A 22,004-nucleotide genomic window follows, 5' to 3' on the forward strand; every position below is an offset into this window, starting at 1 on the left:
TTGATTGCCTTTTTTTATATTTATATAGTTTTAAATAAGTCATAATAAAAAATAAAATGTCAATACAAGGAATAACTTCATCTTTTAAGTTACCTAACGGAGAAGAAGTAATCATAGAAACCGGAAAATTAGCTAAACAAGCCAACGGTTCAGCGGTTGTTAAGATTGGTGACACAATGCTACTTGCAACGGTTGTAGCAAAAGAGGAAGCTGCAGAAAATACTGATTTTATGCCTCTTTCTGTTGAATATAAAGAAAAATATTACTCTGTCGGAAGATTTCCGGGTGGATTCTTCAAACGTGAGGCCAAACCTTCGGATTATGAAATATTAATTTCAAGATTAGTTGATAGAGCTTTACGCCCCTTATTTCCTGATGATTTTCACGCTGAAGTACAAGTGCAAGTTACTCTTATATCGGGAAATAAAAACGTTCTTCCCGATGCATACGCTGCTCTTGCGGCTTCATCTGCAATTGCAGTTTCCGACATCCCGTTTCATGGTGCAATATCTGAGGTCAGAGTAGCTCAAATCAACGGAGAGTTCGTCATCAATCCTAAAGTTGATGAACTTGAAAATTCGACTCTCGAATTAATCGTTGCCGCTGATAAAGATAACATTATGATGGTTGAAGGCGAATGTAAAGAGGTTTCGGAAGAAACAATGATAGATGCGCTTAAATTTGCTCACGATGCAATCAAAATACAATGTAAAGCTCAAGAAGAACTCGCAGCTAAAATTGAGAAAGCCCAAAATAAATACGAATACAGTCACGAAACAAATGATGAAGAACTTCGCAATAAGATTTATGATTTTTGTTATGATAGATGCTACGGGGTTGCCGGCTCTCACATCAGTAATAAAAAATTAAGATCACAAAAATTCAATGAAATAAAAGATGATTTTATAGCTGAATTAAGCGAAGAAGAAGCCGAAGAAAAGGCTTTTATGATTGATAGATATTTCCACGATACGGAAAAAGAAGCAATAAGAAATTATATTCTAGATAACAAAAAACGTATTGATGGAAGAAATCTTGATGAAATAAGACCTATTTGGTGCGAAGTTGATTATTTGCCTTCAGCACACGGATCGGCAATATTTACAAGAGGTGAAACACAATCATTAACCGCCGTAACTCTCGGAACAAAATTAGACGAACAGATTATTGACGGTGCCATTGTTGAAGGGAAAGAGAAATTAATCTTACATTATAACTTTCCTTCATTCTCAACAGGTGAGGTAAGACCTTCAAGAGGCGTAAGTCGTCGCGAAGTCGGTCACGGGAACTTAGCATTAAGAGCTTTAAAAGGTATGATCCCTGATGATCCTGAAGTTAATCCGTATACAATTCGTATAGTTTCTGATATTTTAGAATCGAACGGTTCATCTTCAATGGCTACTGTTTGTGCAGGAACTCTTGCACTTATGGATGCCGGCGTAAAAATGAAAAAACCTGTTACCGGAATTGCTATGGGTTTAATCACAGATAACAACCGTTACGTTGTTTTATCCGATATATTAGGTGATGAAGATCATCTTGGCGATATGGACTTCAAAGTTACCGGAACTAGAGACGGAATTACAGCTTGTCAAATGGATATCAAAGTTGACGGATTACCTTACGAAATATTAGCTAAAGCTTTGGATCAAGCAAAGCAAGGCAGATTACATATCCTTAATAAAATCTCGGAAACTTTAGCAGAACCAAGAACCGACTACAAACCACATGTTCCACGAATTGAATCTATGATTATTGATAAAGAATTTATCGGGGCTGTAATTGGTCCGGGTGGAAAAATAATTCAAGATATTCAGGCTACAACTAATTCTACAATTGTTATTGAAGAAGTTGATAATAAGGGCATTATTCAGATTTTTGCTCCTGATTACGAATCTATTACTGCAGCTAAAGATAGGATTAAGACTATTATTGCAAAACCTGAGGTTGGTGAAATTTATACAGGAAAAGTAAAATCTATTTTAGATTTCGGGGCTTTTGTCGAGTTTTTACCTGGTAAAGAAGGTTTATTACATGTTTCTGAAATTGCCTGGGAAAAGGTTGATGATGTCAATAAATATATGAAAATAGGTGATAGTATTGAAGTCAAATTAATTGAAATTGATCCTAAAACAGGAAAATTCAGACTTTCAAGAAAAGCTTTATTACCAAAACCGGAAGGTTATCAACCGCCACAAAGAGATAATCGAAATAATAATAGACCAGATAACAGAAACAATAATAACAGACCGAAGAAAGATTAAAAAAATAACAGTCAACAATTAATAAAATAATTAGAGTATTTCTGTAAAGAGATACTCTTTTTTTATTTATGTAATTAAATAAGGGAAAAACCTAAAGTCAATTTTAATGATATCACGATAATGCAACGTCCAATATCATCATAATAGCAAAACCTACCATTGTTGCTATTGTTGCAATGTCTCCGTATTTTGATCTTTGTGATTCGGGAATAATTTCTTCAACCACAACATAAATCATAGCTCCTGCCGCAAATGACAAAGCATAAGGAAGAAACCGTGTCATTGATGCTGCTATTACCGCACCTAAAACAGCTCCAACAATTTCTACCGTTCCGGATAGTTGTCCGTAGAAGAAACTCTTTTTTCGTGAGAAACCTTCACTAAGCAATGGTGCCGATACTGCAAATCCTTCGGGAATATTTTGTAAACCAATACCTAAAGTCAATGTAATTGCTCCCATAAGCCCTATACTTTCTGCACCTCCTGTTGCTAAAGCTCCAAAAGCAACACCACAAGCCAAACCTTCAGGGAAATTATGTAAAGTTACGGCAAAGATCATTAAAGAAGATCTTTTCATTTTGGTTCTTGGACCTTCACGTTCACTCGTTGGTGCACCGATATGCAAATGTGGAACAACATAATCCATAAGTCGTAAAAATAATCCACCCAACAAAAAACCGACTACAGCGGGCACCCAAGCTATCATTCCGGCAGATGCTGCCATATCTATAGACGGCATTAATAACGACCAAAAGCTGGCAGCAAGCATAATTCCTGCAGCACAGCCAAGCATTATTGCCGATACTTTCGGCGAAATCTTTTTAAATAAAAACACAAATGCAGCTCCCAAAGCGGTCATAGCCCATGTAAAAACACCGGCTATAAATGCTTGGGAAACTACATTTAATGAGATAAATTTTTCTAACAAAATAACTTATTTCTTCATTTTCATGAAATTATCTTTCATAACTTTAATATCTGCCAACCAATCTTCGATATCATGCTCATGTTCAAGCTCATCGTTTAAGATACTAACAGCCATTTCATAAGTAGCATAATCTTTTCCGAAAGTAAAATCGGCGATTTCTTGATAACGAAGTATAGCGCAACGTTCGCCTCTCAAGTTTTGTTCAAGAATTACTTCAACATAAGGATCTACAGGAGCTTCATAAGCACATCTTGCTTTTTCAAACCAATCTTTAGGATTTAATAATGGAGTTCCTTCAAGTTGGATAATTCTATCTACAACTAATTCGGCGTGTGATAATTCTTCATTAGCATGTGTTAGTAATTCCGGCTCAATTTCGCTACGCATAGGACCTTCCATCATACGAGCACCTATCCAATATTGATAATAAGCCAACCATTCTTCAGCCAAAGCTGCATTTAACATTTCAATTAATTTTTCGACATCTAATTTAGATATCAAAACTGCTTCTTTTCCCATGATAATTTGTTTTTAAAGTTAATAATTTAAAGATATAATTTTTTTAATAAAGTAATCTCGCTTTTGAAACCATCCAATTCATTAGGAGTTTCCAAATAAAACGGCAAATGTTTTAAAGCAGGATGATTAATCACATTCCCGAATGTCTCCAATCCCAGCATTCCATCCCCTATTTTCTGATGGCGATCTTTATGACTCCCCGGTTCATTCATACTATCATTTAAATGGATTGCTTTCAATTTATCTAATCCGATTATGTCATCAAACTCATCCAAAACTCTATCAAGATTATTAACGATGTCATAACCGGCATCACTGACATGGCAAGTATCAAAACAAACTCCGATATGTTCGGAAAATTTTATCTCATTCAATATTTGCTTAATTTCTTCAAATTTTCCTCCAATTTCCGTACCTTTTCCCGACATAGTTTCAAGCAAAACAGTTGTTGTTTGATTTTGCTTTAGAACTGAATTTAATGTGTCAGTAATTAACTCAATTCCTTTCTCAACACCTTGTCCGACATGGTTTCCCGGATGCAGATTATACATGTTACCAGGTACTTCTTCCATTCTCTCAAGATCGTCTTTTAATGTATTTACAGCAAATTCTCTAATATGACTTTCTGCAGCACACGGATTCATAGTGTAAGGTGCATGTGCTAAAATTTTACCGAACTTATGCGCTTTGGCAAAATTAGTGAAAGCCATCACATCACTTTTATCAATATCTTTAGCCTGACCTCCACGCGGATTTCTTGTGAAAAATTGGAAAGTATTAGCACCAATGCTTAGGGCTTCTTCACCCATATTTAGAAATCCTTTCGAAGACGATAGATGACATCCTATATAAAACATAATTTATCTACAATTACATTAAAAATTCTGAAATTATATTGTACCTGTTTTATTCTGCAAAAGTATAAAATAAATACCGTTTTTTTATTCTTATTATTATATTTGTTTAAATAAATATCAATTAAAATTTAAACCGAATATCCTTTAACTCCAAGTTCTTGATAAGTTTTTTTAAGAGCTTCCTCATCATCAGTAATTATCAACATAACATCATTTTTTTCCAAAATAGAATTCCCTCGAGGAATAAAATAATGGTTCCCGCGCTTTATCATAACAACCAAAGATTTTTCAGGTATCGGAATATTCATAAGTTTATTTCCGTTACGCAAACTATCTTCATTAACAACAACTTCCGACATTGCCGATTTTACTTCGTCAGAAAAATCAAATTCGACACCAAATTCACTTTTCTTTTTAATCTCTACATCTTTATTTGCCAATCCAAGTAATTTTGCTGCTGAGGCAACAGTTGTACCTTGTACAAGCATTGATAGTAAAGTGATAAAAAATACGATATTAAAAATATCTTGAGCATAAGGAATTTCTGCAACAACAGGATATGTTGCAAAAATTATAGGTACTGCACCTCTTAATCCAACCCAAGAGACATATAAACGTGCCTTCATCGTTAATTTTCTAAAAGGAGCTAAAGATATTAATACGGATAAAGGTCTTCCGAGAATTATCATAAATATTCCGATGAGAAGGCCTAACAATGCGATTGATCCTAATTCTTTAACATTAACTAAAAGGCCGAGTACCAAGAACATAATGATTTGAAATAACCAAGTCAATCCATCATAAAATTTAACAATTGATTTTTTATGAACAAATTTAGAATTACCTATAACTAATCCTCCTATATAAACTGCAAGATATCCGTTAGCCCTCAATACTTCGGAAAGAGAAAAAATAAAGAAGGTAGTAACAAGCATGAGTACCATATATAACCCGTCATTATTCAAATTGATTTTATTGATTACCCACACCATAAGTTTACCTAATAAGAATCCGAAAACGGCACCCGCAATAAATTTATAGAAAAAGCTACCAACAATCATCCAAGCACCGGGGGCTTCTACACCCGGTTGTAAAATTTGTATAAGAACAATAGTTAACAAATATGCCATAGGGTCGTTACTACCGCTTTCGAGCTCAAGTAAAGGGCGAAGGTTTTGTTTTAATCTGGCACTTTTAGATCTTAAGATTGCAAAAACCGTCGCCGAATCGGTTGAAGACATTACAGCAGCAAGCAAGAGCGATTCAGCAAAATTTAATGATAATCTGTTACTTATCGGAGTGAAATTAGTTATCCACCAAATAAAAGTTCCTGTTAATAAAGCGGTCAATAAAACTCCTAAAGTTGCCAATACTATCCCTTCTTTTGCAACCGGCTTAATATCAGAGTATTTTGTATCCATACCGCCGGAAAATAAGATAATACACAAAGCGGCCATACCGATATTCTGAGCAACCTTCGGATTGTCAAATGGAATAAAATTTCCGGCAAACATTCCAAGCAATAAAAATAATAACAATACAGGAACACCGAATTTGTAACCTGTTTTGGAAATTAAAATGCTTATAAAGATTAATACAGAACCACCTAAAAGAAAATATATCGGGGAAATAACCATAGTCTTTATCTTTTTTAATTTTAAAATGCGAATTTACGTGATTTTTATCAAAAATAATATTTAATTCTTACTTTTGCTAAAATTTTTAATTTCTTTTAAGAAAAATATTTATGACTTCTAATAATATATCTAATTCATGAACATTGCAATAATATTAGCCGGCGGTACCGGAACAAGGCTCGGTGGGGAATTACCTAAGCAATTTATTAAAATTGCGGGGAAGAGTATCATTGAACATTCAATTGATGCCTTTGAGAAAAATAATAATATTGATAAAATATCTATTGTGATTAATGAAAATTATTTTCAACCACTAAATGGTATTATTAATACGAATAAATACAGGAAAATAGATAAGATAATTAAAGGCGGAAACGAGCGTTATAAATCGAGTTTAAATGCAATAAAAGCATATTCTGAAGCTGTCAATGACAATTTAATTTTTCACGATGCGGCTAGGCCATTAGTTTCTCAAAGAATCATTAATGAAACAATTATGGCTTTGAAAAATTTTAATGCCGCAACTGTAGCTATTCCATCATCAAATACTATATATAAAATTAATACAGAAATCAAAACAATTGAATCAGTTCCAGATAGAAGAAATTTATATTGCGCTCAAACACCACAAGCATTTAAGTTATTTACAATAAAAAAAGCATACGAATTATTTTTAGAAGACGGCAATTTTTTCGCTACTGATGATTGTGGGATACTTTCTAAGTTTATTCCTGATGAAGAAATTTATATCATAAATGGCGATGTTAATAATATTAAGATTACTTATAGTGAGGAAGTCCGTGTAGCTGAAGAACTTATTAAATTCAAAATGAATGGATATGATAAAGAATAGTATAATTTAAACCACTATTAAACTTAGAAAGTGCATATTTAAAATTTAAATACCCTTTACATAATGTTTAAAGAAAGAATTACATGTTTTCTAAACTTAGAAAGTGAAATATAAAGATGTTAACCAACAAAAAGAATATCGATATTTTCAATGATATAGCAAAAACTTATGATAGAATAAACCATTATCTCTCATTGAATATTGATAAATATTGGAGAAATAAAGCTTTAGCAAAACACATTGATAAATCTACAGCAAAAGTTTTGGATATTGCATGTGGGACGGGTGATTTTGCAATAAATGCAGCTCAACTTGGTGCTAATAATATTATCGGAATTGACTTATCTACTAAAATGCTTGATATAGCAAAAGAGAAAATTAAAAAGAAAAATCTTGATAATATAATTCATGTTCAAGAAGGCGATTGCAATTCTTTAGATTTTGACGATAACACTTTCGACATAGCAACAATTGCTTTCGGCGTCAGAAATTTTGAAAATTTAGATAAAAGTTTAAATGAGGTTTTACGTGTTTTAAAAGATGGGGGCAAAATAATTATTCTCGAATTTACAAGTCCCAGAAATAAGGTTTTCAAAAGAATGTACAATTTTTACATTAAAAATATTTTACCTTCAATAGGAAGACTGATCTCAGGAAATAAAGGAGCATATATATATTTGCCTACAAGTATAGGAGAATTTCTGCAATATGAAGAATTTACAAGATATTTAAAAAGAATTGGATTTAAAAATGTTTATTATAAATCCCTGACAGCAGGGATTGCAAGTGTATATTATGGGGAAGTTTTGAAGATGAAATTATTAAAAATTAGTAATTTCAATTTCTAGTATAAAAAAACAATTGATAATTTTTATTTATGCTTATATCGAGTTCGAGAAAAGGTATGCTATAAGACTTAGAAAGTGATTATAAAAATGCTATAAATCTGTATTAGTCTCACTCTGAAATAGCTTGCAATATTAATATTGTAAGCTATTTCAGAGTGAGACAATCCAAAACCAATAAATCCTACCCACGACTATCCATGCTCGCTTCATCGGGATTAATTCTATCAGTTGCAACTTTTACTTCGTCATCGGTCAAACCTGTTTCACCCAAAGGTTTTTCATTGGCCACAATTTCATCCATTGTCATATCAATTTCTTGTTTTTTCTCACAAGCAGATTGGATTTTTGATTCGTTGTTTTTTTTGTTTTCCTTCATATTATTAGAACTTTAAATTATTTTTTCGGTTGAATTTTTGAATTACAAAAGTAATTAATTTAATGAAAATAGATAATAGAAAGTGTATATAATTATTAATCTTAACTTAAATCTGTTTTTACACCATAATTCGAAAGTGTTTTTATTAATATTGATAACTATTTCAATAAAAATTAATTTTTCTCAATCATGTTATTAATCATAAAATATATTTAATATTCTACATAAATTTATAGTTTTGAAAAACGTAGTATAAATCTACAAACAAAAGGTGAACAATGATTCCTTCTCTATTTGTATTAATAATCATTGTCGATACAATGAACCTTATTGCTCAAACCCAACCTACTTCTATGCATTTAAAGCCAAACTGAGTTATTAGTTACAATATTAAGGCTACATATATTTATACCCTTCCGAATAGATTTCTGCATAATCAGCGCCGTTATCAGTAATATTACGGTTATAGCTACTTAATTAAGTTTCCTTAAGTCTCATTCCTATACCTTCTATTTAGCAACTGATTAATACAATACCAACAATTATGATCGCCATAAAAACATTTTATTTTTTTAATTTGAGTTTAAATTATTAATAATATTTTAGCATAAAATTATTTTAATATGCAAGTAATTGATTTAGAATATATACACCCACAATACTCCTGTCTATAAATACCATATATTTTTGAAAGTTCAATCGAACGTTTATATCCTTCTTTCTTTTTAAAATCTGATAATAAGTATTTTAATCCGTACTTTTCGGCAAGTTCACCGCCGATCTTATTTAACTTATCAGCATTCTTCATCGGACTAACGGAAAGTGTAGTTGTGAAATAATCGAAATTCAGTTTTTTAGCGATAATTGCCGCTTCTTGCAATCTTAATTCATAACATTTTGTACATCTGTCTCCTCCCTCCGGCATATCTTCCATCCCTTTCACTAATTCATCAAAAACATCAGGGTAATAGTCACCTTCAATAATTTTGATTAAATCTGTGTGTGTCAATAAACTTTCTTTCTTATTGACTTTATTTATTTTATCCTCATTCAATAAATCAATCAACCTCCTTTGTTCGTTCAGTCTTTTCCGATATTCTTCTTTCGGAAATATATTGGGATTATAATAGAATATAGTTATACAAAAATATTTCGATAAATACTCAAGAACATAACTACTACACGGTCCACAACAACTATGTAATAATAAAGAAGGTTTACTTCGCAATTCTGCAATTTCTTCCAGAGTCTCGTCTAATATTTTTTGATAATTAGTATTCATCACTTTTGCAAAGGTAAGAAAAACAGTACAAATTTCACTTTCTAAGTCTAAGGAGAAAATTCAAAATTAAATTTACTTTCCAAGTTTAAGAAAACCTACAAGATTTTTTTAACTTATATTTTTGGTTTACTTTCTAAGTCTTAGAAAGAAACTTAAGAAACCAAAATAAAAAAAATCGGACAACTAAACGTTATCCGATTTCTTATAAAAACGAACAGAATTTTTATTTAACTGTATTAACAATTTCTTTAAATGCTTCCGGATGGTTCATCGCTAAGTCTGCAAGAACTTTACGACTTAGTTGAATATCTTTTTTATGGAGTTTACCCATAAATTCCGAATAAGACATTCCGTATTGACGTACGGCAGCGTTGATACGCGTAATCCATAACGCCCTGAAAGTACCTTTTTTATCGCGTCTGTCGCGGTAGGCATAAGTTTGACCTTTTTCCCAAGAATTCTTGGCGACCGTCCAGACATTTCTCCTACCTTGGTAGGCACCCTTAGTTCTATTAAGGATCTTTTTTCTTCTTGCCCTTGATGCAACTGCATTTACTGATCTTGGCATAATATTTCCTTTCTGTGATTAATTTTACTTCAGTGATGAAATATTTTCATTCTTTTTAGACTGACAGCAAAATGGTTAAAAAATAATTTTTACTTATTCAACATATCTTTAATAGCAGCAACATCCGCTTTATTAACAACAACAACCTTCACAAGATTACGTTTTCTTTTGTTGGATTTTTTTGTTAGGATATGGCTGTGATAAGCATGTTTCCTTTTCAATTTACCGGTGCCTGTAAAACCGAAACGTTTCTTAGCAGCGGATTTAGTTTTTAATTTTGGCATTTTTTGAAATTTTTAATAGTTAATAAAATATTTTAATTCGTTTATTTTTTCTTAGCTAAAGGTGCAAGCATCATAATCATTCTTTTACCTTCCAGTTTCGGCATCGATTCTACTTTGCCGTATTCTTCAAGCTGTTGTGCAAATTTCAAAAGAATTATCTCGCCTTGATCCTTGTAAACAATAGATCTACCTCTAAAAAATACATCTACTTTTACTTTACACCCAGATGCCAAAAACTTCATTGCATGTTTCAATTTAAACTCAAAGTCATGATCATCCGTATTAGGACCCAAACGAATTTCCTTTACTTCAACTTTTGTTGATTTTGCTTTTCTCTCTTTTTCTTTTTTCTTTAAATCATAAAGAAATTTTTGATAATCAGCGATTTTACATACAGGCGGATTTGCCGTCGGTGATATCTCAATTAAATCTAAACCTAATTCATCGGATAGTCTAATTGCATCTCTTAAATTATAAATATCCGGTGTTACATTATCACCTACTAAACGAACAACAGGAGCAGTAATTGCTCCGTTGATCTTGTGAAGATCTTCATTTTGTCTTCTGTTGTTTCTTTGATGTGGTCTTTGCACTAAATAAAAAATTGGTTAATACTTATTTGCTTAATTCTTTTTCGATTTCTAAATTAATATGATTAATAAATTCTTTAATAGAAAGAACTCCCATTTCACCTTCTCCATGCCTTCTTACAGACACAGTACCATCTTGGCTCTCTTTCTCCCCAACGAGTAAGATATAAGGGATTTTTTTCATTTCTGCATCTCTGATCTTTCTGCCTGTTTTTTCAGCACGACCGTCAACACTGCCGCGAACATCATTTGCTCTCAAATTCTTTCTTACTTCCTCAGCGTAATCATTATACTTTTCACTAATAGGAAGAATTATCATTTGATCCGGTGTTAACCAAAGCGGAAAATTACCGGCACAATGTTCTATTAACACGGCAACAAACCTTTCCATTGAACCGAACGGCGCTCTGTGGATCATTACAGGACGATGTTTCTGATTGTCATTACCTGTATATTCAAGCTCAAAACGTTCAGGAAGATTATAGTCAACTTGAATTGTCCCGAGTTGCCATTTTCTACCGATAGCATCCTTAACCATAAAATCCATTTTCGGTCCGTAAAAAGCTGCTTCTCCGTATTCAATAATAGCATTAATCCCGGTCTCTTCAGCAACATCCAAAATTGCTTGTTCGGCTTTTTGCCAATTTTCCTCACTACCGATATATTTTTCACGATTAAACTTATCTCGTAAAGAAATCTGAGCTGTAAAATCTTTAAAATCCAGAATACTGAATATCTTCATAACAATTTCCATAACTCCCTTAAATTCGTCTTTTAACTGATCGGGCGTACAGAAAATGTGGGCATCGTCTTGCGTAAATCCCCTTACACGGGTAAGTCCGTGCAACTCACCGCTTTGTTCATAACGATAAACCGTACCGAATTCTGCAATTCTATATGGCAAATCTTTATATGATCTTGGTTTTGAAGCATATATTTCACAATGATGAGGACAATTCATCGGTTTTAAAAAATATTCTTCACCTTCTTCCGGAGTAGTAATAGGTCGAAAAGAATCTTTTCCGTATTTTTGAAAATGGCCAGATGTTTTATATAAATTAACGTTTCCTATATGAGGAGTTATAACTTGTTCGTAACCTGCTTCTTTTTGAACTTTTTTAAGGAAGTCTTCGAGGCGACCTCTTAGTTCCGTGCCTTTCGGAAGCCAAATCGGTAAACCCAGCCCGACACGTTGAGAAAAAGTAAACAATTCGAGTTCTTTACCAATCTTCCTGTGGTCACGCTTTTTAGCCTCTTCGAGCATTTCAAGATATTCGGCAAGTTCTTTAGCCTTAGGGAAAGAAATACCGTAAACTCTTGTAAGTTGCTTTCGATTCTCATCGCCACGCCAATAAGCTCCCGCGATACTTAAAACCTTGAAAGCTTTTATCATTGATGAATCAATAAGGTGCGGACCACGACACAAATCTACGAATGTATTTGATTCATAAAACGTTATAGTTCCGTCTTCCAATTCATTAATTAATTCAACTTTATACTCATCGCCTTTTTTAGTGAAATAATCCAAAGCTTCCGCTTTAGAAACCTTTTTACAAACGAAAGGAGTTTTAGAACGGGCTAATTCCATGAATTTATCTTCAATGGATTTGAAATCGGCATCGGAGATTTTATAATCCATAAAATCAATATCATAATAAAAACCGTTTTCTATAGCCGGACCAATACCGAATTTAACTCCGGGATATAATTGTTCGATTGCCGCTGCCATGATATGAGCTGAAGAATGCCACATTACGGCTTTACCTTCGGGGTCATTCCAGGTTAAAAGCGACACGTTAGCATCATTTTCGATTTGAAAATCAAGACTGCAAACCACTTCATTTACCTTAGCAGCGAGCACATTTCTCGCAAGTCCTTCGCTTATCGAAAGAGCTACATCATAAGGAGTTACGCCTGATTCAAATTGTTTGATACTACCATCCGGTAACGTTATATTTATCATTCTCATAAGTATCTAATAATTAGCTTGCAAAGATACAAAAATTAATTAATAATTAGGATTTAACATATAATAATTTTTTCTTTATATTTACTTAAGATTGTAATTTCACAAATACCGAATCCGAACAATATGATTAACAGCACATTGAATGCATTAAAAAATTTTAAAAAGAACACAGCATACTTAGTTACGAAACATTAAATTATAATCAACATAATATTATTAAAATATACAAAAAAATTTTATCATATTTTTATTTAATTACAACTATTAGTATATTTTTGCAGAAAATATTTGATCAATATTAATTAATAAAGATTAACAAACTAAGTCTGTTTAAATAAAAAACAATAAAACAAGAGCGTTTATGCAAAAAATACTATTTATTATTTTTATAATCTTTTGTTCGATGAGAATGTCGGCTCAAAATGAATTAACTCCGGGATATCATACGGAAGGTGGAGAAGTGTTAACATACACAAGAAAGGGAGATAGATTTATTGCCGCAGGAATAGGTGCGGGAACATCATACGGAAATCTCGGAATAAAGATAACGAGCAAGCTTACAAAGGGCTTTGGACTCAGTGCGGCAATAGGCACACGAACTTTTCCTTTGTCGATACCTATAAACGTATCAATATCCGACGAACTGTTAGAACTTGGATTACCGTTCATAAACAAAACTCTCAAAGGAATGTCTATGAACATAGGTTTTGATGCATGGATTAATAATTTCTGTATCGGATTTCACTATGCTCAATATGGAAAATGGACATCTTTATATGACAATCAGAGAAAAACCCTACATGGTTTTTTATTTATCTATGAAGGTCATATTCCTTTAGGAAAATTACCACTTGCAATTACAGTTGGCGGCAATTTCGGGTTTGCATTCGGGAAAGATAAATTTCTGGAATTGGTTGAACCTACTATAAATGGTGATGGCGATTTTTTTACCACTTTATTTGTGGGGCTAGATGTTGGTATATGTTATAAATTCAAGTATTAATTAAAAAAATAAAAATCATGAATAACCTTATTAATAACTTCACAAAAGTAATTATCGGCATAGTATGCCTTCTAATATTAATTTCATGTGCTCCGAAGCCGCAATTAGCAGTAATAAAAGCACCTGTAATGGAAGATGTTTTAATATCTTCCGATGACCTAAAAGCTTATCTTGCAAGCCATCCAAAACTTTCAGTAGTATTACGCATTCCACAAAACACAGAGAATATTACCTCCGCACAAAAAGAGAACAACACTACCTTTTACAATGAATTGGAAAAAGCATTGATAATGAACGGATTTGATGTAAAAGATCGCGCATCTGTAGAAAATATATTAAAAAACACTACCGATATATTTGATTATGAGCAAATAGGTAAAAAACTCAAAGTAGATTTATTTATTGAAATTACCGAATTATCATTTTATGAACCTTACTATCCAAGTGAATATAAAATAAAATCTACCGGCCAGAAATATACCATTACAAACAAAATACTCAACACATCATATGCAAGATTAAGCTACAAAATTGTAATTGCTGAAACCGGCTCGGTGGGTGGTATGTTTACTGTGTATAAACAACGTTGCACTGAAGGTTGCGAATTCGACGTAATTTACCGTGACGGAATGCTGCCAAAATATAGATTACCGGAGCAACGTAATAATGATATGTGGTATGACAAGATTAACTGGACATTCTATAACACATATGCGGAAATCTCAGCTTACTTTTCAAATCAACTTATTAACACACTAAGAAACAAGTAAAATCATGAAAAGATTAAATAAATATCTTTTAATCCTGCTCAGTAGCTTTTGTATATTATCTTTATCGAGTTGCGATCCTGAAGTAACAATTGATGATGAATTGCAAGGTACATGGCGACTACAGCAAATTAGCTATACTTATAGAAATGAAAACGGAGTTCTTATTAACGCTTTCGAAGAAGGGAGCATTATAGAAAAATTTGAACTTCTGGAATTAACAAAAAGCATCAAACCTTTTATTACATCTTATACATGCAACGCTGTTTATTTGAACGGCAGTTGGTACAACGTTGAAGATGGTGGGGACATCGACTACACCATTAATGGTAACATATTGACAATAAAAGCCTACGAAGGCGGAACGTTCTACCAACTCGTTAACGCCGCTTCGCTTTTAAGACCAATGGAACAATTGATTCTTACTTTCAAAAAAGGCGGATACGAAGATGAAGATGATCCGGATCCTGTAATAGAAAACCCTGAGGAAGATGGTTATATATTATCGACAATGGAATACGAACCATACAGGCATCCATTATATGAAAATTATCCGGATAATCTATATAGTGAACAAAAAAATCATTTGATTACTTTGTATCAAGATGATGAGAGAACGATTTGCATAGGATACAAATACGACAAACTTTGGTTATTGGTTTATGAAATCTATCAAGACCATTGGCATATTCTTCAAGATATTGTGGATTATGATTATTATTGGAATAATGAGTATATTTTCTTCTCTGTAGGACAGGTAATAACATTAAATACAATAACCGAAAAACGAGAATTTAATAGTGGAAACGGAAAAACTCCTACATCCTTCGCACTTGAAAATATAAACGACGGATTTGTTATTGGGTTTAAAGTTAATAATGTCGAAAAATTTATACGTATTCGTGCCAAAGATAAAAATAATGGAATTTTTATTATGGAATACTCATATTTTTAAATTAACTTGATTACTTTAAGAAAATATAATAAAAAACAAATTCAACAAAAATAATTAATGTTGAATATAATTAATATTAACCTTATAAAATTAGTTTATGGATTTAAATTTCACAAGTTTAGAAAAAAAAGCGATTGCTAAAGTTCTTATTGACATAGCTATTGCCGACAACAAAGCAGATTCATACGAAAGCGCTTATTTTGTCCAAATACAGGAAGTTCTCAATATTTCAGTTGCTGAAATTGAAGAAACCGAATACATGAGCGTAGCAGGTTGCCTGAAGATAATAAAAAACTTCACTCCTGATAAAAAAGCTGCAATGGTATTTATGATGAGGGAAATGATCAAAGTTGACGGCGATATCAGTGATGAGGAATTTAGTATTTTTCAAACGGTTTGCGAGTTTGCAGAAATCGGACCCGATGTAGAATAATAGCCTTACTAAACAAGTTATTTAATTAAAAACGGGTGAGTATAATATATATTCATCCGTTTTTAATTTCAAAACAAAAAATCCACTCCAAAAAACACTCCAAATTCTCTATCTCGTTTATCTACAGGAAATCCTATTTCCCCAGACAACACAGTTGTTTTGTTAAGAATTATCTTCCCTCCTATTCCATACGAAGAATGAATGGCATCATTATTAGTATTATAAATAATATCGGATCTTCCGTTCTCCAAAGCATTAAACATTTGTTCTTTATGATACGGACTAACCGCAAGTCCCATATCAAAGAAAAGATTTACGCACAAATCAACATCCCAAATCCAAAGCCTGAAACTGAAAGGTGTATATCTGAACTCAAAATTCGAATAGAAAACGCTATTTCCGACAATCCTCACCAAATCGATTCCTCTGACAGTATAAGCCCCTCCGACACCTTCCACATTTGATCGTGATTGGTTGAAAGAATGCATTCGCGGTAAAAGATAAAACGGACAATCTCCTGCAATAACGCCCTGATAAACCAACCGATATGCAAATTGCAATTTTCTTTTCCAAAGATTAATAAAATGAGAATGCTGAGCCGTAAAAATCAGATGTGATAAATTTCTTTTATCGAAAAAATCCGGCGAATACATTATTGATGCAAACGAATACATACCTTTCGACGGTACCTTCTTTACATCACGCGAATCGTAAATAAGTCCGAGCTTGAAATACATATTATTACCGCCATTAATCTGGTTTTCATCAATAATGCCTTCGGAAACATAATCGGCAAAAAGAGATTCACCTTCTTTAGGTTTAATATCGAAGGAAAACATTTCAATCCCCGCCGCTATTTTTAAATCTTTATATACCGGTTTATACAATTCCAAAAATCCGGCAAAATGATTTCGTGAAAAAGTATAATATGACGATTCATTTCCAAGAACCGACATAAACCCGTTGAATCCTCTGAATTGATAATTTTTCTCAACAAAATACCCTGCATCGGCAACAAACTCAAAATATTTCAAAAATTTTCCCGAATAAAAAAATACTCTGCCGCTTCCTGCATTTGAAGTCACATATTCTCCTTGCACCAGAATCAGATTATACAAATTCGGGTAAATCTTCCCATCACCATAGTTATACATCTGCATATTTAGTCCGAACGTCAGTCCTACACCGGAGGTATAAGAAAACATCGGAATCGGTAAAAACGACCATCCTGTTTTGATATTTTCATTAACAGAATCATTCTTTTGAACATTGTTCGGAAAAATGTTATTGCTTAATAAACATGAGAAAAGTAATATCAATAAGTAAATTTTATTCTTCATTAAGGGTAAGTTAATTCGCCGACAAAAATAGCTTTTTTAGTTGAAATCTGAGTGTTGTAAGTTGAAAGTTATTTTTTATTACTAAAATTTAACATACAACTTAAAGAAATAAAGATTAATTTTTATTATTTGACGATTCTGTTTTTAAAACTTTCAACTAATTTCTCTACCTTCGCAACATGAATTCCATAGGAAAAATATTATCTCTATACGAACTTACAAGTTTTATTCAGGCTGAAATAAATAATGCCTTTTATGTTCCGATTTGGGTTAAGGCGGAACTCGTTAAATTAAATTATTACCAGCAATCTGGACATTGTTTTCCCGATCTTGTTGAAAAAGACGAAGGAAAAATTAAGGCACAAATCAGAGCTACAATATGGAATCACGCTTATGTAATGATTGCTTCTAAGTTTAAGAAAATTACAGGCTCAACAATCACTCCCGGAATGCAGCTACTTTTTCAAGTACAAGTTTCCTTTTCTCCATTATACGGAATGTCTTTAAATATTCTTGATATTGATCCGACTTTCACTTTGGGCGCTTTGGCTTATGAGAAACAACTGAGTATTGACAAGCTCACAAAGGCAAGTGTAATCAATCTAAACAAAGAAAAGCCGATACCGCTTTTGTTGCAAAATTTGGCAATCATTTCTGTAGAAAGCAGCAAAGGTTATAATGATTTTATTCAAACTATTAATGAATATAAAGATTTCTACACAATAAAACACAAGATATTTCCTGCGGTTTTACAAGGAGATGCGGCAATTACTTCTCAAATTTCAGCTTTAAATGAAATTAAGAAATCTTATAAAAGATTTGATGCCGTGCTGATTCTCAGAGGTGGTGGCGCTGATGTGGGAATGAACTGTTATGATAATTTTGAACTCGCATATAATGTAGCTACTTTTCCAATTCCTGTTATCACGGGAATCGGGCATTCTACCGACAATACAATTGTTGATATGGTTGCCGCCGCCAATATGAAAACCCCGACGGAAGCGGCAAATTTTATTATTTCTAAATTTGTAACTTTCGAACAAAATTTAAACAAAGTTAAAAATAGAATCATTGAAAGATGTAAGGATTTAATAGCAGAAGAAATGTATTATCTCGACAAACTATCAACCAATATTGTAAATCAAAGCGAAGATTTGTTAGAAGACTGCTTTGGCGAATTAAATATTATGTATAAAAATATTGCTAATAATATTACGACAATATTGATAAAAGAGGATAATAGTATCTTAACCAATATTAATTCAATAAAACTCAACTCAAAAATATTGATTAATAGTCAAAACCACAATCTTAAACTTTTTGAATCAAAACAAAATTTATTAAATCCCGAAAACGTTTTAAAAAGAGGTTTCAGTATTACTTATTACGATGGAAAAACGGTTAAAAATGCAAATGAAGTTCCTGAAAATGCGGAGATTGAAACAATTCTATTTAATGGAAAAATAAATAGTGTAACTAAACATATTAGTAAGAATGAGCAAAACAACTAAAAAAATATCTTATAAAGAAGCATACGACGAATTGCTATCAATAAATGAAGATTTGGAAAATAATGAGATAGGTATAGACGATTTGACTAAAAAATTGAAACGTGCCGGAGAATTAATAAAAATTTGTCGAAATCAAATTAAACTTACTGAGGAAGAAACCAAAAATATATTGGAACAATTTGACTAATAGTAATTAAAAATATTTCTTACCAAATTAGGTTAATAAAAATTTAATTATGGAAAAAATAATCACACTAAATAATGTTTACAAAAGTTACGGTGAACTTAAAGTTCTTAGAGGAATTGATTTGGATATTCATAAATCCGAAATCATTTCTTTAACCGGTCCTTCGGGCGCAGGAAAATCAACCTTAATGCATATCATCGGTACTCTTGATAAACCTGATTCCGGAAATGTAAAATTTCATAATATTGATGTTCTTAAACTTAGCGATAAAAAATTATCTGAGTTTAGAAATAAAAATATCGGATTTATTTTTCAATTCCATCATTTGCTGCAGGAATTTACTGCTCTGGAAAACATTTGCATTCCGGCATATATCGCTGGAAAGCAAAAGAAAGAAACGGAACTGAAAGCTTTAGAACTTCTTGAAATACTTTCACTTAAAGATCGTGCAGAACACAAGCCTTCAGAATTGTCGGGTGGTGAGCAACAAAGAGTTGCCGTTGCTCGTTCATTAATTAATAATCCGGAAATTATCCTTGCCGACGAACCATCGGGAAACCTTGATTCGGAAAATGCTTTCGAGTTACACAAATTGTTCTTTGAACTTAGAAAATCACTCGGAATAACTTGCGTTATAGTTACTCATAACGACGAGTTTGCAAAAATGGCTGATAGACAACTTAAGATGATTGACGGATGTTTTGTTGAAGTTAATAACTAAATTATTTGATTTTGATTAAGAAATTATTTTTTACAATAGCACTTATTTGCTTTTTTACCGCAAATGTATTCGGACAATCTTCATTAAATGATGCAAGCAAAGCCGACGCACTTTACAAGGAAGGAAAATTCGCTCAAGCGTTATACATTTATAATAATATTGCGGCCGAAGGAAGCAGTTCTTATGATAAGCGTATTAATGAACTGAATAATAAACTTAAAGATGAAAGTATTGCAAGCGAACAGTTTCAGGCATGTATTATAGACGGTAACGCGGCTCTCAAAAACAAGGAATATGAAACTGCTTACATCTGTTTTAAGGCTTCATTAATTATTAATCCGGATGCTAATTTCCCGAAAACAAAATTAAAAGACCTTGCGCAATACATTCAAGATCCGAATATTGAAAAAGAATTTCAGCGATTAAAAAAGATCGGGGATGATTATTTTAATGAAAGAGAATTTGAACTTGCCGATAAAATGTATAACGAGGCTTTGGTTTTAAAACCAGGTGATAAGTCTATTTTGGATAAAAAATTGGAAATTGAAAGTGTTATCTTAAAACAAGGCGAAACAAAAAGACAATACGACGATTATATTTTTAAAGCTGATAGATTTTTCCAAAACGGTGACTTCGGAAATGCGGAGGAGCATTACAGAGAAGCTTTAAAATTATTTCCGAAGGAATTATACCCGAAAGGAAAACTAAATGAAATTCAATCAATATCTGCTGATAATGCAAAGAGAGAAGAAAATTATGCAAAAGCTATTGAAAACGGCGACACTGCTTTTGAACAGGAAAGGTATTTAGAAGCTCAAGAATATTATACTAATGCTTTAGCTTTAAAACCGGCCGAACAATACCCAAATACAAGATTGTTGGCAATAAACGAGATATTAGCAAAAATTAATGCAAAAGATGATGAAATAGCATTGATACGTGAAAATATCAAATCAAATATTGCAGCAGAACAATACAATATTGCTTTATCACATATCCAAAACGGATTAAGAATAATTCCAACCGATTCTGAGTTTATAAAACAACGAGCTTATGTTGATTCGGTTTTAACAAAACGCAGTATCGACAATTCCAACTATGATAATTATGTAAATCTTGCCGATGATTTTTTCAAAGACAAAAACTATGCAGAAGCAAAAAGATATTACAGTCGTGCAAATGATATAAAATATAGCAGTACAATCGCAAATAAGATTTCCGCATCGGACTCACTAATGAATCTTGCCATCGCAGAACCTGTCGAAACCATAAAAGAAAACACAGAACAGATAAGCGAAAAATCAAAAATATCTGCAGAAAATAAGCAGAAATACAAAGATGCCGTAAATCGTGGCGACAATAAGTTAAAAAGAAAAGATTATGAAGGGGCAAAAGTCGAATATTTAGACGCGCTTAAATTTATTCCTGAAGATCCGTATCCGGTAAGTAAAATCACTGAAATAGATACAATTATCAATAGAACTTTACGTGCTCAGGCAGAAGCTTATGAAAAAGATGCAAGTGCATTTAAAGCATATCAAACTGAAGTTGCGGCAACAATAAATCGTCCGCCAGATTTTAACAAAATGGTTTCCGAAGCAAAGAATTTTTATTACAGAAAGAATTACGATAAAGCATTGAATGGTTTTAACAAAGCTTTAGAAGCTGATCCGCATGATAAAGAATGTGTTGCATATAAAGACAGTATTAATTGGCTTTTCAACAACAATATTGCACGGACATTAACAACATCGTTTTCAGATGCTCTTGAAAACGGTCAGAAAAAGAGATACAATTTCAATAAATTAAATCCTACCGAAGCAAAAAATTGTTATTTAGCAATTATCATTTCTACAGTCGAACAAAACTCGCCGAAAGTTTACCTTAACTATTTCCAAGGCGGAACCAAGAAAGGTGGTTTCGTAATCAAAGATATACAAGAAAATAAAAGTAACAGAGAGATTTACATAAGACTAAGCGATATTGTTGCCTGGCAGAGAGAGGATATTGACGCTATAGAGTTAATGTCTGAAGGAGGAAGCGCAGTTTTAAATAAAATGTATATTATTGCTTTGCCGTAGGCAATAGAAAATGAAAGTTTATATATAAGAT

The 22,004-nt window shown here is 32.4% G+C and carries 22 protein-coding genes; 11 read left to right on the forward strand and 11 right to left on the reverse strand.

What is annotated here, in order from left to right; translation table 11 throughout:
• Positions 1 to 56 precede the first annotated feature (56 nt).
• A complete protein-coding gene (locus LBP67_04540; GenBank protein ID MDR2084242.1) occupies positions 57 to 2,264 on the forward strand; it encodes a polyribonucleotide nucleotidyltransferase in 2,208 nt (735 codons plus the stop codon).
• A gap of 112 nt (positions 2,265 to 2,376) precedes the next feature.
• Here the strand turns inward: LBP67_04540 and LBP67_04545 are convergent, their stop codons facing one another.
• The 4 genes from LBP67_04545 to LBP67_04560 all read right to left on the reverse strand — a co-directional run bounded on the left by LBP67_04545 (position 2,377) and on the right by LBP67_04560 (position 6,205).
• The gene (locus LBP67_04545) at positions 2,377 to 3,192 is read right to left on the reverse strand and encodes a ZIP family metal transporter (GenBank protein MDR2084243.1); all 816 of its coding nucleotides are present in this window, start codon (positions 3,190 to 3,192) and stop codon (positions 2,377 to 2,379) included.
• 6 nt (positions 3,193 to 3,198) lie between these two features.
• The gene (locus LBP67_04550) at positions 3,199 to 3,711 is read right to left on the reverse strand and encodes a ferritin (GenBank protein ID MDR2084244.1); all 513 of its coding nucleotides are present in this window, start codon (positions 3,709 to 3,711) and stop codon (positions 3,199 to 3,201) included.
• 26 nt (positions 3,712 to 3,737) lie between these two features.
• Positions 3,738 to 4,568 (reverse strand): deoxyribonuclease IV, encoded by an 831-nt coding sequence (locus LBP67_04555; protein MDR2084245.1) that lies wholly within the window; start codon positions 4,566 to 4,568, stop codon positions 3,738 to 3,740.
• A gap of 128 nt (positions 4,569 to 4,696) precedes the next feature.
• Positions 4,697 to 6,205, reverse strand: a complete 1,509-nt coding sequence (locus LBP67_04560) for a potassium/proton antiporter (GenBank protein MDR2084246.1) — start codon at positions 6,203 to 6,205, stop codon at positions 4,697 to 4,699.
• 136 nt (positions 6,206 to 6,341) lie between these two features.
• Here LBP67_04560 and LBP67_04565 point away from each other — a divergent pair, with 136 nt between their 5' ends.
• Both LBP67_04565 and ubiE read left to right on the forward strand, forming a co-directional pair.
• The gene (locus LBP67_04565; protein MDR2084247.1) at positions 6,342 to 7,058 is read left to right on the forward strand and encodes a 2-C-methyl-D-erythritol 4-phosphate cytidylyltransferase; all 717 of its coding nucleotides are present in this window, start codon (positions 6,342 to 6,344) and stop codon (positions 7,056 to 7,058) included.
• 116 nt (positions 7,059 to 7,174) lie between these two features.
• Positions 7,175 to 7,906, forward strand: coding sequence for a bifunctional demethylmenaquinone methyltransferase/2-methoxy-6-polyprenyl-1,4-benzoquinol methylase UbiE (ubiE, locus tag LBP67_04570; protein ID MDR2084248.1), 732 nt, complete (start codon positions 7,175 to 7,177; stop codon positions 7,904 to 7,906).
• Positions 7,907 to 8,087: 181 nt separating this feature from the next.
• On the opposite strand, the gene LBP67_04575 is transcribed toward ubiE, so the two are convergent.
• The 6 genes from LBP67_04575 to thrS all read right to left on the reverse strand — a co-directional run bounded on the left by LBP67_04575 (position 8,088) and on the right by thrS (position 12,969).
• A complete protein-coding gene (locus LBP67_04575; GenBank protein MDR2084249.1) occupies positions 8,088 to 8,282 on the reverse strand; it encodes a hypothetical protein in 195 nt (64 codons plus the stop codon).
• Between the two features lie 613 nt (positions 8,283 to 8,895).
• Complete coding sequence (locus LBP67_04580) at positions 8,896 to 9,564, reverse strand: epoxyqueuosine reductase QueH (protein MDR2084250.1); 669 nt, start codon at positions 9,562 to 9,564, stop codon at positions 8,896 to 8,898.
• A gap of 223 nt (positions 9,565 to 9,787) precedes the next feature.
• Positions 9,788 to 10,132 (reverse strand): 50S ribosomal protein L20, encoded by a 345-nt coding sequence (gene rplT, locus LBP67_04585; GenBank protein MDR2084251.1) that lies wholly within the window; start codon positions 10,130 to 10,132, stop codon positions 9,788 to 9,790.
• Positions 10,133 to 10,221: 89 nt separating this feature from the next.
• On the reverse strand, positions 10,222 to 10,416 hold the full coding sequence (gene rpmI / locus LBP67_04590; protein MDR2084252.1) for a 50S ribosomal protein L35: 195 nt from the start codon (positions 10,414 to 10,416) through the stop codon (positions 10,222 to 10,224).
• A 41-nt stretch (positions 10,417 to 10,457) separates the two neighbouring features.
• On the reverse strand, positions 10,458 to 11,009 hold the full coding sequence (gene infC / locus LBP67_04595; GenBank protein MDR2084253.1) for a translation initiation factor IF-3: 552 nt from the start codon (positions 11,007 to 11,009) through the stop codon (positions 10,458 to 10,460).
• A 22-nt stretch (positions 11,010 to 11,031) separates the two neighbouring features.
• Positions 11,032 to 12,969: a threonine--tRNA ligase gene (gene thrS, locus LBP67_04600; GenBank protein MDR2084254.1), complete on the reverse strand. Its 1,938-nt coding sequence runs from the start codon at positions 12,967 to 12,969 to the stop codon at positions 11,032 to 11,034.
• A gap of 367 nt (positions 12,970 to 13,336) precedes the next feature.
• Between thrS and LBP67_04605 the strand changes: the two genes are divergently transcribed.
• The 4 genes from LBP67_04605 (at position 13,337) to LBP67_04620 (ending at position 16,133) form a co-directional block, all read left to right on the forward strand.
• Positions 13,337 to 13,978, forward strand: coding sequence for a hypothetical protein (locus LBP67_04605; GenBank protein MDR2084255.1), 642 nt, complete (start codon positions 13,337 to 13,339; stop codon positions 13,976 to 13,978).
• A gap of 17 nt (positions 13,979 to 13,995) precedes the next feature.
• Complete coding sequence (locus LBP67_04610) at positions 13,996 to 14,748, forward strand: hypothetical protein (protein ID MDR2084256.1); 753 nt, start codon at positions 13,996 to 13,998, stop codon at positions 14,746 to 14,748.
• Positions 14,749 to 14,752: 4 nt separating this feature from the next.
• Complete coding sequence (locus LBP67_04615) at positions 14,753 to 15,700, forward strand: hypothetical protein (protein ID MDR2084257.1); 948 nt, start codon at positions 14,753 to 14,755, stop codon at positions 15,698 to 15,700.
• 97 nt (positions 15,701 to 15,797) lie between these two features.
• Positions 15,798 to 16,133 (forward strand): TerB family tellurite resistance protein, encoded by a 336-nt coding sequence (locus LBP67_04620; GenBank protein MDR2084258.1) that lies wholly within the window; start codon positions 15,798 to 15,800, stop codon positions 16,131 to 16,133.
• 68 nt (positions 16,134 to 16,201) lie between these two features.
• Here LBP67_04620 and LBP67_04625 read toward each other — a convergent pair whose 3' ends face one another.
• Entirely contained in the window at positions 16,202 to 17,473 is a 1,272-nt protein-coding gene (locus LBP67_04625; GenBank protein MDR2084259.1) for an outer membrane protein assembly factor, read from the reverse strand.
• Between the two features lie 179 nt (positions 17,474 to 17,652).
• On the opposite strand from LBP67_04625, the gene xseA reads away from it, so the two are divergent.
• From xseA to LBP67_04645, 4 genes are read left to right on the forward strand one after another with little or no spacing between them, the layout of a single operon-like run.
• Positions 17,653 to 18,984: an exodeoxyribonuclease VII large subunit gene (gene xseA, locus LBP67_04630; GenBank protein ID MDR2084260.1), complete on the forward strand. Its 1,332-nt coding sequence runs from the start codon at positions 17,653 to 17,655 to the stop codon at positions 18,982 to 18,984.
• Complete coding sequence (locus LBP67_04635; GenBank protein ID MDR2084261.1) at positions 18,968 to 19,171, forward strand: exodeoxyribonuclease VII small subunit; 204 nt, start codon at positions 18,968 to 18,970, stop codon at positions 19,169 to 19,171. The genes xseA and LBP67_04635 overlap by 17 nt, the downstream gene beginning before the upstream one ends.
• A gap of 58 nt (positions 19,172 to 19,229) precedes the next feature.
• Positions 19,230 to 19,892, forward strand: coding sequence for an ABC transporter ATP-binding protein (locus LBP67_04640; GenBank protein MDR2084262.1), 663 nt, complete (start codon positions 19,230 to 19,232; stop codon positions 19,890 to 19,892).
• 11 nt (positions 19,893 to 19,903) lie between these two features.
• Positions 19,904 to 21,973: a hypothetical protein gene (locus LBP67_04645; GenBank protein ID MDR2084263.1), complete on the forward strand. Its 2,070-nt coding sequence runs from the start codon at positions 19,904 to 19,906 to the stop codon at positions 21,971 to 21,973.
• Positions 21,974 to 22,004 lie beyond the last annotated feature (31 nt).

Source organism: Bacteroidales bacterium, assembly GCA_031276035.1.
Lineage (GTDB): Bacteria > Bacteroidota > Bacteroidia > Bacteroidales > BM520 > RGIG7150.